Annotated in this window: 22 protein-coding genes; 2 read left to right on the plus strand and 20 right to left on the minus strand. The window is 43.7% G+C overall.

Translation table 11 applies throughout. The features are described 5' to 3' along the window. The 8 genes from GGR02_RS08910 to GGR02_RS08945 form a co-directional block, all read right to left on the minus strand. Window positions 1-996: a major capsid protein gene (locus GGR02_RS08910; protein ID WP_183184377.1), complete on the minus strand. Its 996-nt coding sequence runs from the start codon at window positions 994-996 to the stop codon at window positions 1-3. A 39-nt stretch (window positions 997-1,035) separates the two neighbouring features. Further along, window positions 1,036-1,596, minus strand: a complete 561-nt coding sequence (locus GGR02_RS08915) for a phage scaffolding protein (RefSeq protein WP_183184378.1) — start codon at window positions 1,594-1,596, stop codon at window positions 1,036-1,038. A gap of 130 nt (window positions 1,597-1,726) precedes the next feature. Then, window positions 1,727-1,921 carry a hypothetical protein gene (locus tag GGR02_RS08920; RefSeq protein WP_013524089.1) on the minus strand — a complete coding sequence of 65 codons (195 nt, stop codon included), beginning with the start codon at window positions 1,919-1,921 and terminating at the stop codon, window positions 1,727-1,729. Beyond that, window positions 1,918-3,375, minus strand: coding sequence for a minor capsid protein (locus GGR02_RS08925; protein WP_183184379.1), 1,458 nt, complete (start codon window positions 3,373-3,375; stop codon window positions 1,918-1,920). The genes GGR02_RS08920 and GGR02_RS08925 overlap by 4 nt, the downstream gene beginning before the upstream one ends. After that, window positions 3,368-4,792: a phage portal protein gene (locus GGR02_RS08930; protein ID WP_183184380.1), complete on the minus strand. Its 1,425-nt coding sequence runs from the start codon at window positions 4,790-4,792 to the stop codon at window positions 3,368-3,370. The genes GGR02_RS08925 and GGR02_RS08930 overlap by 8 nt, the downstream gene beginning before the upstream one ends. A 12-nt stretch (window positions 4,793-4,804) precedes the next feature. Next, window positions 4,805-6,067, minus strand: a complete 1,263-nt coding sequence (locus tag GGR02_RS08935) for a PBSX family phage terminase large subunit (RefSeq protein WP_183184381.1) — start codon at window positions 6,065-6,067, stop codon at window positions 4,805-4,807. Next, window positions 6,054-6,482 carry a terminase small subunit gene (locus GGR02_RS08940; RefSeq protein ID WP_183184382.1) on the minus strand — a complete coding sequence of 143 codons (429 nt, stop codon included), beginning with the start codon at window positions 6,480-6,482 and terminating at the stop codon, window positions 6,054-6,056. Before GGR02_RS08940 ends, GGR02_RS08935 begins: the two co-directional genes overlap by 14 nt. 238 nt (window positions 6,483-6,720) lie before the next feature. Beyond that, entirely contained in the window at window positions 6,721-6,873 is a 153-nt protein-coding gene (locus GGR02_RS08945; RefSeq protein ID WP_183184383.1) for a hypothetical protein, read from the minus strand. A gap of 171 nt (window positions 6,874-7,044) precedes the next feature. Here GGR02_RS08945 and GGR02_RS08950 point away from each other — a divergent pair, with 171 nt between their 5' ends. Further along, entirely contained in the window at window positions 7,045-7,236 is a 192-nt protein-coding gene (locus GGR02_RS08950; protein ID WP_064220537.1) for a type II toxin-antitoxin system HicA family toxin, read from the plus strand. A gap of 26 nt (window positions 7,237-7,262) precedes the next feature. Further along, entirely contained in the window at window positions 7,263-7,673 is a 411-nt protein-coding gene (locus GGR02_RS08955) for a type II toxin-antitoxin system HicB family antitoxin (protein WP_183184384.1), read from the plus strand. Between the two features lie 14 nt (window positions 7,674-7,687). Here GGR02_RS08955 and GGR02_RS08960 read toward each other — a convergent pair whose 3' ends face one another. The 12 genes from GGR02_RS08960 to GGR02_RS09015 all read right to left on the minus strand — a co-directional run bounded on the left by GGR02_RS08960 (window position 7,688) and on the right by GGR02_RS09015 (window position 15,339). Next, on the minus strand, window positions 7,688-8,188 hold the full coding sequence (locus tag GGR02_RS08960) for a sigma-70 family RNA polymerase sigma factor (protein WP_183184385.1): 501 nt from the start codon (window positions 8,186-8,188) through the stop codon (window positions 7,688-7,690). Window positions 8,189-8,257: 69 nt separating this feature from the next. Further along, window positions 8,258-8,593, minus strand: a complete 336-nt coding sequence (locus tag GGR02_RS08965; protein ID WP_183184402.1) for a hypothetical protein — start codon at window positions 8,591-8,593, stop codon at window positions 8,258-8,260. A gap of 14 nt (window positions 8,594-8,607) precedes the next feature. Continuing rightward, the gene (locus GGR02_RS08970) at window positions 8,608-9,387 is read right to left on the minus strand and encodes a hypothetical protein (protein WP_229706164.1); all 780 of its coding nucleotides are present in this window, start codon (window positions 9,385-9,387) and stop codon (window positions 8,608-8,610) included. After that, window positions 9,384-9,785, minus strand: a complete 402-nt coding sequence (locus GGR02_RS08975) for a DUF1064 domain-containing protein (RefSeq protein WP_183184386.1) — start codon at window positions 9,783-9,785, stop codon at window positions 9,384-9,386. The genes GGR02_RS08970 and GGR02_RS08975 overlap by 4 nt, the downstream gene beginning before the upstream one ends. Window positions 9,786-10,003: 218 nt before the next feature. After that, the gene (locus tag GGR02_RS08980) at window positions 10,004-10,609 is read right to left on the minus strand and encodes a dUTP diphosphatase (RefSeq protein ID WP_183184387.1); all 606 of its coding nucleotides are present in this window, start codon (window positions 10,607-10,609) and stop codon (window positions 10,004-10,006) included. Between the two features lie 237 nt (window positions 10,610-10,846). Then, window positions 10,847-11,101 carry a hypothetical protein gene (locus GGR02_RS08985; protein ID WP_183184403.1) on the minus strand — a complete coding sequence of 85 codons (255 nt, stop codon included), beginning with the start codon at window positions 11,099-11,101 and terminating at the stop codon, window positions 10,847-10,849. Then, complete coding sequence (locus tag GGR02_RS08990) at window positions 11,098-11,283, minus strand: hypothetical protein (protein ID WP_183184388.1); 186 nt, start codon at window positions 11,281-11,283, stop codon at window positions 11,098-11,100. Before GGR02_RS08990 ends, GGR02_RS08985 begins: the two co-directional genes overlap by 4 nt. Window positions 11,284-11,390: 107 nt before the next feature. Further along, window positions 11,391-11,597: a Fur-regulated basic protein FbpA gene (locus GGR02_RS08995; RefSeq protein WP_183184389.1), complete on the minus strand. Its 207-nt coding sequence runs from the start codon at window positions 11,595-11,597 to the stop codon at window positions 11,391-11,393. Window positions 11,598-11,785: 188 nt separating this feature from the next. Next, window positions 11,786-12,616, minus strand: a complete 831-nt coding sequence (locus GGR02_RS09000; protein WP_183184390.1) for an ATP-binding protein — start codon at window positions 12,614-12,616, stop codon at window positions 11,786-11,788. Further along, window positions 12,558-13,241: a DnaD domain-containing protein gene (locus tag GGR02_RS09005; protein WP_229706165.1), complete on the minus strand. Its 684-nt coding sequence runs from the start codon at window positions 13,239-13,241 to the stop codon at window positions 12,558-12,560. Before GGR02_RS09005 ends, GGR02_RS09000 begins: the two co-directional genes overlap by 59 nt. A 314-nt stretch (window positions 13,242-13,555) precedes the next feature. After that, the gene (gene recT / locus GGR02_RS09010; RefSeq protein WP_183184392.1) at window positions 13,556-14,392 is read right to left on the minus strand and encodes a recombination protein RecT; all 837 of its coding nucleotides are present in this window, start codon (window positions 14,390-14,392) and stop codon (window positions 13,556-13,558) included. 14 nt (window positions 14,393-14,406) lie between these two features. Next, window positions 14,407-15,339 carry a YqaJ viral recombinase family nuclease gene (locus GGR02_RS09015; protein ID WP_183184401.1) on the minus strand — a complete coding sequence of 311 codons (933 nt, stop codon included), beginning with the start codon at window positions 15,337-15,339 and terminating at the stop codon, window positions 14,407-14,409. Between the last annotated feature and the right edge of the window lie 102 nt (window positions 15,340-15,441).

Consider the following 15,441-nt stretch of genomic DNA (forward strand, 5'->3'; position numbering starts at 1 on the left):
TTACGCTACCTTAATGTTGCGCAATACGCCCGCTTTCCGCGTCGCTTTCAATGCGATGGCCGCCACCATTTCAACCTCACCTTTTTTGACCGCTCCCGGTAAATTGAAATCAGGCAAGTATGTGCGGATCACAGAATTTCCTTTTACCGTTACACCGTGGAAACCATCCATACCGATGCTGATGGCATAAAGATCCGTTAAACCCGCTACATTTTGCGTATTAATAGTACGATTCACAATCGGTACGACCGGAACAGTAGTTGGAACACCGCTAGAAATTTGTACAAAATAACCCAAGTCTAAAAGTGGAATATTGTCATATCGATCGACCGTACGGCCGAACGCATCCTCCGATTGCGTCAAGTATCCGGCACGGCGAGCAACCGATTTAATTTTGGTGATTAGCTTGTTATTGCCCATGAGCATGGTTGGACGACCATCTAGTTCTGAAAGAAAGCTATCAATCGCATCAAGCAATGCAAATTTATCCGCTTCAATAGCAGCGGCAGTCGATACGTCAATGACACCATCCGTGTTCAATTCCGTAGACGAACCGGCTAACGCCTTGTTCAATCCGTCGAACGCTTTAGAGTCGAAGGCAGAATCACCGTTGATAACGGTGTAATGGAACAAATTGCGCGCTCCAATGATTTTTTGTTGTAGCTGGAACTGTATTTCATCGATTTGGCCGCTTGTGTCTTGGATGACACGGTCAATTTCAAACGCACCACCGAAGATTTTGAGTTTTACATAGATGTCTTCGCGGTCTGCTTCGTTTGCTGCGTATTCTTCGTTGATGTTACGGAATTGAGCGGTAGACGGTGTTTTCAAGCGTTGGTATCCGTATGTTAATGTAGAGCCGCCTGTACCCGGCGAAACAGCATCATCGAATACTAAACGGTCAAGTAAAAGAGAAGAACGACGAAATTCATCGACTACTTGTTGGTCTACTTTGTCAGCCATACCGACTTTTGCTTGTTCTAATGTGATAGGCATTTAACAACACTCCTTTTCAAATTTTTATCGTTGTGCTTTTTATCGTTGTGCTAGTCGCTGAGCTAATGCGTCGCGTAAACTAAACGGCTCACCGCCAGTCGGACTACCCTCTGCTGGTTTAATACCTGTAATTTTTGGTTGATTGTTTTCAGGCACAAATAAAAAGGACTTGGTTTCCTGCAGCGTCTTTAGCTGCTCCTCCAGTCCTTTTATGTTGCCATTTTCATCGAGTTCAATTGTATTTTTATCAAGAAGCGATGCCACTAAGTCGGCGTCATGTACTTTTCCGTTGATTGCTAGTTTAATCGCGCTGTTCAATTGCGTTTCTTTGATTTTTGCCTCATATGCTGCCTTCTCGTCTTTATATCGCTTCTCTAAGTCCGCAAGCTTCGTTTGAAGTTCTTCATTTCCTTCTGCTTGCTTCTTGAGTTGTTTTAAGTCGTTGTCGCGTTGTTCTAGCTGTTTTTTCATGTCGTCGAGACTTGTTTTTAAATCGTCTACTCTCGCTTTTTGCGCCTCTACCGACTTCCCATGCTCAGCCATAATTTTGTCAATGACGTCTTTTTCGAGACCTAAACTTTCAAGAAATTCGCGTTTCATGGTATTCCTCCTCTGGTTACGTTTTTTAACGTGGTTACGGCCACGAACCGCTTTGTTCTTTAACGTCTACAAATGCTAAAAAGACGAGAGAAAATAAAAAAGCACGTAACCGTTTTAACTGGTTAGGTGCTTATTCTATGATTTCGATTGACTTAATTTCTGGTTCACCAACACCGATATATTTCCCCTCAACAAACATGTCGAGGCTGTCATAATCATCATCAGTATCTTCTTGGTCGGTGTAATCTTGGACAATCCCCTCTAATATTTCACCATCTTTGAGAGTAACTCGTATTTTCTTCCCTACATATTCCCATAATCTCAATGCTTCATCCCCCTTTCTTTTATTAAAGTTGGAACAATATGAGTTCCTGTCTTACTATAATGTATTTTAAAGTCTTTTGTTTTTACTTCTTTCCCTGTCGTTTGATCTACATATACCCCGATATATTCGTCGCCTTTTATGAGTTCTTTATTTATCCAATCTCCTTTACTGCTGAACTGAAGTGTACCAGTACCAGCATATTTTTTCACTAACTCATTAGCTTCTTCATAAGAAATTGTTAAATAGCTTGGTTTCTGTCTGCCCTTCGCTTTATTTCTTTGCACATAATCAAGATAACGCTTATGAGATGGATTATGCTTGTCGTAATGATTTCGGCTATGCTCCAACTTATAAACACCATTACGAATATCAGCCCGTATCTGCTCTTCTAGCGCTTGTTCTTTCTCTCTTTCTTTACGTTCAGCCTCGAGTTTTGGTTTCAATACATTTTTATTATACCACTCTTCATACGAAACGGAATCCACCAACCCATTCATCGACTGACGTTTTTCGCCGTTTGCGTACTCCGACTCATCGAAATATGGAATCGTCGTCGTTCGGCAACGGACATGAAATGGCGGCGCATTCGTTCCCGGCTTGTAATCTTTCACGTTATAAATCTTGCCGTCTTGGCTTCTACAAATATCCGATGTTCGCATATCGAGCGTGGCCAAAATCTCGTATTTCTCCATCCCTGCATCGCGATAGCTGTTTTGCGCAGCCAAATTGTGAAAGAAACTCGCTTCCGTCCTGACCAACGCTTCAGCGCGCGAGTATGCCACATCCGTCACTTTCACAATTTCTTTCGCTGTTTTGTCGATGGAACGACCAATGATAAAGCTTTGTTCGAGCGACTTTCGAATGTTCTGCATCGTTTCTTGTTCATGTCCCCAAATTCGCTCGGAAAATTCTTTCCCACTCCAGTTATACGACATCACTTCACGCATCGTGCTGTCGTCAAGAATTTGCACATTGGCAGGTATACCAGCCATCGCAAAGTCGTACATAAAGTGATAGTACGAGTTTTGGTACACATCGACTAGCCCTGTGTAAACGTAGTCTTGTAAGCCATTTTTACCGCCGTATAAATGCAGCATCGTCATTTCTATTTGCGCCAAAAGCAGCTCTAATCGCGAAATTCGAACGCGATAGCTAATCGCATTCAATAGATTTTCGTATTGCGGATTCCCTTCAAGCGCCATCGCGCGAAACCGAGCAAGGTCAACTTCCTTGAACGCTTCTATTTCTTGTGATGTTAGCAGCTTCCTTGCCTCATGTAACGAAATTTGATTATCTCTCGCATATCGAGCATAAAAGGCTTCAATTTGTCTTAAAATGTCTTGCTGCGCTTCTTTCAGTCGCTGCTGCATCTGCGCTAAATACTTCTCAACGATCAGCTGTGCTTCCTGTTCTCTTTGCGTCGCGCGTTGTTCCCAATATTGACGACTATTCATTTACGTTCCCATCTTTCTGTTGTTGCTGGAACACGCCTTGATAGCCGTTGTACATCTGTTCTTGTTGCTGTTGCTTTTTCAATCGTTCTTCCACTTGTTCCGTATACCACGGATGGTTTTCTCGAATCGTTTGGTCGTCAAGAATGCCAACCGATGCCTGGCAGTTGGCGATTACCTCTGACTCATTGATAATGATGTCACGGTTAAAGATGATTGAAATGGGCTCATTCGTAAAATCGCCTTTTCCTGTCATCAGCAAATATTGGTCAATGAACCAAATCAATTGCTCGAGGCTTGATTGAAATTCGGTTTCAAGAATATTGCAGTCCATATCCAAGTCAGAGTATCGGTATCGCAACGCCACTCCACTTGCATTGCCTAAGTTTTCGTCTTGTGTGTCGACACCGCGACCAAATTCATAAATGGCCTTGCGAATGCGCAATAACTCTTTTTCGACCGCATCTGTCTGTAAATCGGCTTGTAGCTTATCTACATCGCCGTTTTCGTCTAACTTCACCGCGCGATATCGGTTCAAGTCGTTTAAAAATTCCTGTAAGTCAACGCCGCCGTAATTCACAAGCTTGTAAATAAAATTCGGGATGTCTGCGAGTAAATCTGCATTTACAGAAGCTTGCAAGTTGTAATCGTCAACGAGCGACTTGATACAGTCGATGAGAGGTTGCTCCTCTTCGTTGTACTTAAACGCAATTAACGGCATGCGCTCCCACAAATACGGCTTTTCGTTGATCATGAAATGATAGTTTGTTTCCACTCCAGCCAACACGTCTGGGACGAGTGAATCGGCTTGTAACACGTAATATTTAATGCCTTTTGGATGGTGATACTCCACTTTCTTTTGTTTTTGCTTTTGTGTGTTCGTGTACACCACTTCTTCATACACACGAATAAACGACACAATTTCTTCATGGTCGTTATCTTTCCAAAACGGGATAATTTGTTCGCTCGGAATCTTTTTAAACGCCAGCTCGCCCTTTTCATCAATGTACACATACAAAAAAGCGATTCCTTTATTGATCGCTTCTTTGCCAAGATTTTTAATCACTTTTAATAGCCGTTTATCGAACATGTCTTGCATGATTTTGCGATAGTCTTCGTTTTCTGTCGCAATCGTCGGCTCTTTCGAAAGTAAATAGCCGACCTTCTGATTCACCAACTTCTTCACGAAGTCATGCGCCAACTTTTGATTCGAGCGCCATGTAATGTCTTGGTTCTTCTTTTCGATATCCATTTTCGTGCGATAATATCGCTCGCCAAGCACCATTAATTTGCGCTTATCGCTCGTTTCCCAGTCTTTCACTATCGCCGCCAAAAGCTGTTCATCTGTCATGATTCCTTTTGATAACTCTGAAAGCACTTGTTCATGCCATGGCGCGCGAAATAAATCTTCAATCAGCACGCGCTCACCTCCCTACTTCAAAATTGATACCGATGGTCGTTTCATATCGTCTTCAAACGCATACCGAGTGGCATCGATTGTATGGTTATTTTTATCTTCCAGCTTCGGTTTTGGATTCCCATCGGAGTCCACTTGATAATCGATGGACTCAAACTCTCTTGCAATGTTCGGCGTACGCTTCGGGTCAATGACAATCGCCTCTAAATCATCGAGCCATTTTTCGCCGTACTCCACGCTTCCGGGACCTTTTTTGGCGCCTTTAATTCGCAGGATGCCGTGTTCTTTCTTCATCTCATCCACCGACTTTGGCTCGGCGCTATCGGCGATAATCGGCTCTACGTGATAATTTTTCGCTTTAATTTTTTCAGCTGCTTCTCGATTCGACAGCTTCACGCCATAGATTTCATCGATGGCGTAGATGATTCGCCGTGTTTTATCGTAGTGCCAACGTACAAACGCAAACGGATCGACTCCATATCCCCAGTCAATGCCCTGGCGGATGTTATCAAACCGTTTAATTTCCTCATCAGTAATCGTTCGAAATACTAAATTATCGAACGGCACCACACCACTTCCAATCGGCTCGCCGAGATATTCATGGCGGTACTTCATCTCATTCGTTCGCTTCGTATGCTCGGCTTCTTCGATGAAATCTTTAGATAAAAATGGGTTATCGAGATACGTCGAATGGTGAACAAACGTGTTTTCAGGAATAAATTGCGTTTCGTACTTTTGGTTGACCCACGACTGTCTTCGCTTTGGCGGGTTATAGCTGTAAAAAAACGTGTACCGCAATCCGTCTGGAAGTTCTCCGCGCAGCACGGACTTTTCGATAACGGACACTTCTTCTTCCGTCTTGAACTCAGCGAGCTCCTCAATCCACATAACGGCCAACGGAAAGCGCGAGGCTTTAATCGATTTGATTTTTTGCGGATCATCAGCACCACGGAACAAAATACGGTTTCCTCGCGGTAGATACGTGATCCGCATTGGGTTCACGGTAATTTGAAAGTACTCGGTGACACCTAGTATTTCCATCGCTTCTTTCAACTGTTCCAACACCGAATCAGCGAGCGTGTTCCCGACTCTACGCACAACCAAAGCAGTCACTGGGAAGCGCATAACCAGCAACAACACCATCATCGCAATATGTGTAGACTTCGCGCTGGCGCGGCCGCCTTTCAACACATAACGCAAATAGCGCTGCTCTTTTACCAGCGCCCATACTTTTTGAAATGTAGGCGTAAACACTTCGGAAAGCCTAATCTTCTTCATCTGTCCCACCAACATCGTCGATAATTTGAACGCCGAAATTCGCGTCGATTTGCTGGCGCTCGGTCCACATCGCGAAGCGTTTGCCGAGAAGCTCGGCTGCTTTGATACGATCTTTAATATTCGGAGTATTTTCCACTAATTCAAAAAAGTCTTTTCCTGTCATCGGTATTTGTTCTGTTTCCTCGCCACGAAGCACTTTTGTTAAAAACGCTAGTATCTCATCTTGCGAGGCGATACGTTCCTTGTCTTTTTCAGCCAATCGTTGCTGGATGTACTCTCTAATTGTAGTATTTTGTAGTAGCTTCGTTGTATTGCCTCTAGCGCTATATCCAGCCCTTTTTGCCGCCTCTTCTGCGTTGCCAAGTTCGATGTAGTAATCAGCGAATCTTTTTTGCTTTTCCGTCAACTTCCGCATCTACATCTCACCTACCTCCTCATTCGCACGATTTTTACTTAAAACACATATTTCCCCAACGCTAATCCGATAACTAGAAAAATTGTGACAAAAAAAATAACTAAACATATGGCAGGTGTTACAAAATCCAAACTCCCTTTGTCAAAGAAATGAAAAACCAAATAATCAATAGCTAGCCCGACAGCCAAAATGATAAGCAACACACACCAAAAAGGGATACTAACCAAAACTATTCCCCTCACTTTCTTCGAATCGCCCCACGCACTCGCTTATACGTATCACGCCGGACGCCCATTAATTCGAGCAAAACACGACGGCTCATTTTCTCTTTTTTCTTCGCCTTTAATTTCTTTATTTCATCATCCGATAAATGGTCACATAACTTATACATCCTCATCACCCCATGCATAAAATAAGTGCCTAGCGCATGACTAGGCACTCAAAAAAAGGAGGACAGTTCTACATATTAGTGGCATTTACACGACAAAAAAGCACAAAATAACGAAAAAAGTATTGATACGTATTATTATACGTGTTATAATAAAATCAAGGAGGGAGGGAAATGAAGAGTTACTCTTCAAAAGAATTAATTAAAATGATACAGCAAGACGGATGGTACATAGTCAGAACGACTGGCAGTCATCATCAGTTTAAACATCCCAGTAAACCCGGATTAGTGACCATCCCTCATCCTAAGAAAGACTTACCAACTAAAACAGTAAAAAGCATACTTAAACAGGCGGGACTACTTTAAGTCCCTCCTAAAGGAGGTTAACATATATGCATAAAAAAGACCGTTATATTTATCCAGCCATTTTCGATTATGGTAGCGACGGAATATCTGTTGAGTTTCCTGATCTTCCTGGCTGCTTTACTTGCGGAGACACGGAAGAAGAAGCATTTCAAATGGCAAAAGAAGCGATGGCATTACATCTGTATGGATTAGAGCAGGAAAATGAAGAAATCCCTCAGCCTTCAAAAGTATCGGAAATTCAAACAAAAAAACACCAAGTCGTTGTGTTCGTCGAGGTATGGATGCCACCTTTTCGTCACGAAATGGAGAACAAAGCCGTCAAAAAGACATTGACCATTCCTAAATGGCTTGACGACCTTGCGAAACAATACGATGTGAACTATTCGCAGATTCTCCAAGAAGCATTAAAAAAACATTTGGGAGCTACCGACCGATAATGTAAAAAGCCTCTTCAGCTACACATGCAGAAGAGGCTTTCTTTTATGCGTTTTTTGATTTTTCTTTCAGCGCGTTCAATCATCGTCTGAACACTACTCGATGAGATACAAAGATAATTCGCAATCTCGCTATATGTTAAGCAATATCCTCGTGACATAAGATACACTTCCCGTTCTCGTTCGGTGAGCACGGATAAAGCGTCCTCAATGCGTTCCCGATCCCAGCTCGTAATAACACTTTCCCTTTCGTGATCGTCCCACTCATAGACAGGTTCGCTGGAACGGAAATATTTTTGCATCAGTAACGGGTCAAAAAGTTTCTCGCGTTGATAGGCAGCGCGTCGCTCGATGCCACGTCGATTTTCCGGTCTTCTTCCTGTTGCCAACCACTCTATCGTAAATTCAAGATCCGAAATCATTCCTCTGATTATCTTTTTATCTTCATCTGATGCCGTTTCTAGGAGCTTCCTTGCTAATCGCAACGATTCGCGGTACTGTTTTAAAAGTTCCTCCATCGGACCACTCCCATGCTATAATAAATGTAGTGAGCGCCGGGAGAAGTCCGGCTTTTTTTTGTTTACACACTAAAACTCATCATCTTCTAAACCTATTTCCTCACCATTCCAATAGAGATAATCCTTTATGAATTCAATAAAATCACGATGAAAATCATAGTCGTCTTCAGCAAAAAAAATGATTTTTTCGATATCATCATCAGACAAGTCCAACATCCCTTCTTCTGTCGCCCAATCTAATTGGTGCTTCATAAACATTTGAAACGCTTTTCGCGGATTATTCATTTTTCTTCCCCCTTCACTGTTAAGCTCGTATTTTCGCAATTCCTCGTAGAGCCAAACCTTATGTCCGTCCTCAACGCGAAACAACAGATACCCTTTACGTTTTCGTTTCTGTTTCTTCATACGGAACACCCATTTTAAGCCCCGTAAACGTCCGTATGGAGCTTTTGCAACGCATATAGTCTTAACCCCTTCACCTCTTGTTCAAGACGCGTCAGCGAGGCGAAATAGCGCTCATTCCGCGCTTTTAGTTCGTCATTCACCTCTTTTAATCTTTGAACCTGATTTTCTAGCAGCAAATTTTCTTTATGCAGCCGTTCCTTGTCCGCCATCGCGGTTTCGAACAACTCTTTCCAGTGCTCCGCTTCCTGCTTGAGCCGTTCGCATTCCTGCTCTTTCTCTGTCAGTAGCTTGTGTGCGTGAATCACCTCGCGCTTGAGCCATTCGATGCCATTGTCGTCCTCTGCCACGTCTGGCTGTGTTTCTTCTGTGACAGTTGGTTCTTGTGTTTCTGATTCCGCTTCAACCGTCGCTGTAACCTCTTGTTGTGCCGATTCCGCTTCTTTTTCAACCATCTTCACTTGCATATCGCGTTCCGCCTGAGCGATTTTGCTGCGTCTAACATACTTCCATGAATACAGTTGCTTGTCCGTCAATCCTTTCGCCTCCGCAATTTCCGCGTCGTTCATGCCTTTCAACTTCATTCCCACGTACTCTTCAACCGTCAAATCGAGTTTTTGTTTTACCACTTCGCTCGCTCCCTTCAAGATATCATCGAGTTTTTCCCCATTTCTCAATCGCTCTAGCTGGTCGGGTGTCAGCTGATACGTCCGTACCGTTGTATCTATTCCGTGTGGGCGTGTTCCGAATCGTACATCCCATTGCCGATACGGTGATATGCTCGTGAATCTGCTCATTCCTTCTTCACCTTCTTCCGTAACTTTTTGAGCTTGTCCAATTCAATCCATCCGCCGTATTTCTTGTTGTATGTAACAATGCTGAGCTTGTGTGGATATGATTTTTCAAACAGCTTGCGTTTGAGTGCGAAAACAGGTGTCTCATACCCCTTCACGTCAACAACTTCAATCGAACCGTCCAAATGTGTGATTTCAAAGTCCGCGATGTACTCTGTCTTTCTGAACGTCTTGCCATTCTTTTTGAACGACTCCAACAGCGTGTACCGCGGCTGGAGTCGGAATGATCTGATTTGTTTGTTTGCGAGCAACCATTTCAGCTGTTCGTAGTAGCGTGCTTCTGCCTTGCTGTCAAATGTATGTCCGTCGACTTCTGTTTTTTTCGAACCGTATTTTGTCAACTTTCATCCTCCATGTTCTAATGCGCTCAACTACTAGACCACATTCTGTTTCCATCAGCGAAATGTTGTGTTACCTTGCAAAAATACAACAACCTCGTGTTCTGCGCCGCATTGGCTACACACAATAATCGATCCATTTTCTGTGCGTCTGACGTAAAACAATGTGTTGTAGCATGTCATGTTATTTTCTGAAACACCGAGACATATCAACTCCAGCATCAATACCCACGCTCCTGCCGTGCGATGTTCTCCGCGTGCTTTTGAATATAGGCTTCTTCGATTTGTTCCCACGTATAACCGAGCATTTCGCTAAGTCCGATGAAATATCCCCAAATGACGACGTATTCTGTGATATCAGTCTTCAATCGTACTGTACAATCGAATAAGTCTATAAACTGTTCTATAATTGACTCTCTTTTCAACGGTTCGATTTGTTCCCATTCCAACGTTCCAATATTTTCATCAAGTCCAATACTCAAAAGAAAATGCAAGCAGTCTACATATTCTTCGAGGAGTGGGTTATAAATTTCTTCTCCTTCACCTTTGCAATATGGGCAATCTTCCCATTCTTCCTCATCGTCATCAAAAAAAGCATTTCCTGTTCCTGCACAATGAACACACACACCACGTTCAGCTATCGTTCTCGGCTCTTGGTCATTCGACCAAAACTTGAAACCGCGCCATTCATTCGCTAACTCCCCTAACTCTACTTGTAATGCAAGGATTTTCTTCGCTAATCTGTCCTCGCCTTCTTTCCGCGGATGCTTTTGCTCAATGTACTCATCTAGCTGGCGTTGCATCTCAAAAAGTTTTCGTAGATTCACCTTTTCCACTCTCCTTTTCATATTCCAACTGAACTGCCGCATACCTCGCTCCTCTTTCTATCCAATATGTGAATCTTCTTAACTCTCCACGTTTCCAAGATTGCTTACTTTTCTCACGACACATTTCAACTAAATCATTTGTGACCGAACTAAAGTCAAAAATGAACATATATCACCTCGTTTAGTTATAGTTAGTTATTGATTTTAGTTATAGAACACCACGCCAATAGTTTGCGTTCATTGTTCATCCAACCTTTGTACATGAAACGGATTCGTGTATTGTTCTTGTAGCTGGCACCTGTTTTTTCGCTTGAACGGGTTGTTGAAGTCGATCTTCCTTATGCAATACGTCTGCGTGATCGTCGTTTGTCGCTCGACATTTGAAACGTGTATCCGGCACGCGTCGCCGGTGAAGTGCTTGCATGTCGGGCATACAGCCGGATTGTATCGAACCGGAATGTTCTCGTACTCTACAATTCTCGTCCGCTTCATACATCATCACCTAACACCTTCCGCAATACATACTCAACATACGTCCGTGTTCCAGCACCCCCATGCTTCATCCGCCCAAGTGCCTCTCTAATTGCCTGCTCAAGTTCATTGACGCGCTCTTTCAATTCTTGCGTACGCGCACATTCCCAGCACCTGATTCTGCCATGATGACACACGTCCATCATATCACCTCGCTAGACGCTTTATTTTTCCTCGTGAGGCGTTTTTCTTTTTAGTCGGTACTTTCCACCCTAGCAAGAGAAACGCCGTATGGGCTAAAATTTGAAGTTTACGAGCGTATTTGACTCATCTCCCTGCCAATCTTGCAACGCAATGAAATATACATCTGTTCCAACTCAGCAAGTGGCAATTCGTATAGCTGCCGACCGTCTGGCGCTTCGTATACTTCGTGATCGATGAGGAAATCAATTAAATACTCTTTGCGTTCTCGGACTAGTTTTTGTTTTGTTGCTACTTCTCTGAGAAATGCCATCATCCACTCACCTCCATCTTCAATCGTTCTTTCGCTTCACGTAGCCTTTTTCTAAACTCAGCCCTCGCCTCTTCGGCTCGTTGTCTTGCGATTTGCGCGCACTCGCAATCACAAGGAGTGTAAGAAAATGCTCCTGGTATCACTTCTTTGACCGAATATCCTTTTCCAAAACACTTTTGACACATCACTTTTCACCCACTTTTTTGTAATCGAAAATCTTCGCCTTCTACTTCGAGGAGATACGAACCGCATTGTCCTATCAATCTACTTGCCGCCGCGTATCCGATTTTTTCACTCAATGTCCCTCGATCTTCATTGCTGTTGAACACAATCGGCTTTTGTTTTCTATACCGTTCATTGATGATTTGGTAGTACAACGCTTCTTTCGCCTCAGACCATTTCGCTTTGCCGATGTCATCCCAGACGAGCACATCCGCGTGAATCGCACTATGCAGAAGCCGATTGAGTGTTTCTCCCTCGTCATTCATCATCTTGGCTTGTATCAGCTCATCCATGAATGTGACATCGGAAACCACCAGCACATTGAATCCGTCCTTAATCAGCCGTTTGGCCAACGCGATTTGTAAATGGGTTTTGCCGACACCGAAGTTGTTATGCTTTTGCTTCATCGGTGCACGTTCATGATGTGGAAGCTCTCGCAATCGTTGTTCGCCGAAGACCGCAATAAAACCTAAATTGTGTTTCGCGATTACTTTTTTTTCGCTGTCCTTCTTGAACTCGTTCATATATTCAAGCGTCGTATCATACATGGATTGTTGATACGGTGTTGATCTCTTGAAATTCTCGAAATTCGCGTGCACAAATTCCTCTGGAATGAGCGCCTGCTTAAATCTGCGTTTCCAAGCTTTTCGTTCCCGACACTCGCAAAAAATAGCCATCTCATTTCCTTGTTCGTCACGCTTGATAATTAACTCCGTATCTTTGCATTGTGGGCACTCATAGTCATCCCTTCCATCCCCATGCTCTTCTTGCCTCTTCGGCTTCTCGTAGGATTTGTTCATATGACTTTCCGCCTTCTTTTGAAGGTCGGCTAACACCTCGGCGATGCTTGCGAACCTCACGATTCCCCACCTCTTCTCGTTTTCTATGAAACTCTTTTTCATAAGTTTCAACATCCGTAAGTGTGCGCAAGTTATGCTTAGCCCAATCTTTTAATATGCCTTCTGCATAGCCCCACGACTTGTTTTGTTTCAACGCTCTTTTCATCGCTTCAATCACAAGTTCCTCTCCAATGTCGTCAACCCATTGGTCTATGCACTCGGCAATGAATGGATTTTCTACACCGAAGTTATCTTGGTAGAACTGATGAGCGTTCCCTACTACTACTGCTACTACATTATTTTCTTTATTACTTAGTAAGTTATTATTTAGTTCTTTATTATTTAGTAGGGGGGCATTTTTCGACGGTCGGTTTTTCGACGGTCGGTTTTCCGACGGTCGGTTTTCCGACGGTCGGTTTTCGACCTTTCGGTATTCATCTTCGACAGGTTGTTCATATACGACCGTTTCCCATCCGATGAATTTACCCTTCTCGTCCTTAACCTTCTGTCTGACGACGTATCCGTATTCTTTTAACTCATTCATTGCAGCCTTAAACGTCGAACTGCCATCGGGAGAATGTTTCATTAGTTCCTCGTTGTAGAAAGTCCAATTGTCGGGCATGGAGAGCATGTAGGCAAGTAACCCCTTTGCTTTCCAACTCAAACGATCGTCGTGCAATCCAACCTTGCTCATGACCACGTAATTGCTATTCTTCTGTATTCTAATTACACCCATGCTGTCACCCTTTCCTGACGCAAATCGCAAACCCATCTTTCACACTTTTTACCGTATATTCTGGATATCTCCGCATATACTCTCGTACAAGCTGTTTGAAATGCTCGTTGTCCTTTGCCTCCTCCCAAATCCAGCGTGGGAGGAGGATTTTATATATTGGCTGCTCATTCAGCATCGAAGACGATCTCCTCTTGTTGCGGTGTCTCGGACTCCATCGGCACCTCAAACGCTTCGGCTTCGATGTATTCGACTGGTTCTGGCTCTGCTGTCACATCTTTTCGAACTACTTCGTCTTGCGCGGCTTGTTGCTGAATTTCAATGGAAATCGGCAAGTACTTCCACATGTGGCGAATGACCGTTTTCTTCGCCATTTCCTCGTAGTCCGTCATCCACGGACCAGCGTTCGCCGCCTTACTGCGTTTGCGACGTTTTTCAATCTCCTCTTTCGGCATGAATTCGAATTGATAGCCTCCGTCTTTAAAATGAGCGACTGCGTAGGCGCCGATGAATTCGCCACGCTCTGTCATCGCTGGCTTATGAACAAGCTTCGGATGCAAGCCGTACTCATATTCGAACGTGTCATTTGCGTAAACCGCATGAGCGTAGATGCTTTCGATGTTTCCACTCCGTCTGGCTAGGTCAATCATTCCTTTGTAACCAATGATAAACTGCACCTCGTATTGGCCTGTTTTCCCGTTCTTGAATGGCACTAAATAGCAATGTCCGATAAGTCCAGGCTCTAGACCGAGTTGCGCCGCCTGCATCACTGCACCGAGAAGCGATGGAACCGAGCATTCTAACAACTTCGGATTCGTTCGAATCGTCGTCAACGCAATGCGCGCCATACGGTCAGCATTCATGTGCGAAGGCAACGCTTTTTCAATCTCCGGGCCCATCTTTTTGAGATATGCCGCAATTGTTTGAGCTGGGGAAGGAGGCGCTGCCTCCGTGTTTTTTGCTTTGTTAGCAAGTTGATTTTTTAGCGTTTGGTTTGTTGCCATATTTATGACCTCCATTATTTAATTGCAAATCGCCGCGATATGGATTCCTTAGCGACCTCTTGATATATTTCTGGATACTTAGCTTTCAATAATTTCGTATCCACGCGATGGCTCACAACATTTTTCCACGTGATGATTCGCTCACCAGCAAAAGCTTTTTCATATTCACCAAGCATTGCTTTCAGTTGATTTTCTGCCTCTTTTCTGCGTGCAGAAGCTTCCTCTTCCTCCTGCTTTGCCTGCTCGTACTTGGCAATCAGTTCTTGAGCAGTAGGCGGTAATTCAATTTCCTCGTCAAATTTGGCTGTCGGATAGAGAGCTTTCAGCAAATCGCTCGAAGCATCCGAACCGTCAAACATTGGCGGATTCTTCTTTAGCACGTGATTGTTCCAGAAGTTTGATTCAATCTCGATGAGATATCGAATAATCTCCTCATCTCGCTCAATTTTCTTGTAAATGAACTTATTTCCACCGATTAGAACCGCAATCCACCAGGAATCAAAACCTGTGACGGCCATGTAATGCTGGCATTGGATGAGATATTGAGCCGGAACCTCATCGTCTTTCCATTCTTCCTTGAGGTATTCGCTTGCCGTTTTACATTCAAGACCTGTTTTTTCACCAACAATAAGCCGATCAACGTTTGCTAACATAAACGAGTGTTCAGGATGCTGCAGAATGGCGTTTTTGCGTCGAACTTTGAGACCTGTTCGCTTGCTAAATTCTTGAGCGACGACATCCTCAAGCATTGTGCCCCAATACGCTGCTTCGCTGTTCACGCTCTCTTCTGGGGCTTGTCCAATCTTTTCAAGATACACGGCAACTGGCGACTTCCATTTGTTCAATCCTGCGATTGCCGCAACGTCGCTCCCTCCGATTCCATTACGTCGCGCTGACAGCCACTCCTCACGGCTCATTTCATTTGTGTTTGCCAAAACAACAGCCATTTTCATCGTATGAGTAAAATGTTTGTGGGAGGAAGCTAAATCCTCTTCCATATGTTTCAAGGGGAGGATTCCTTGAACAGAAGGGGGATGAGCAAAAAAGAT

Origin of the sequence: Anoxybacteroides voinovskiense, from assembly GCF_014196205.1 — a bacterium.
In the GTDB taxonomy this organism is placed as follows: Bacteria; Bacillota; Bacilli; order Bacillales; family Anoxybacillaceae; genus Anoxybacteroides; species Anoxybacteroides voinovskiense.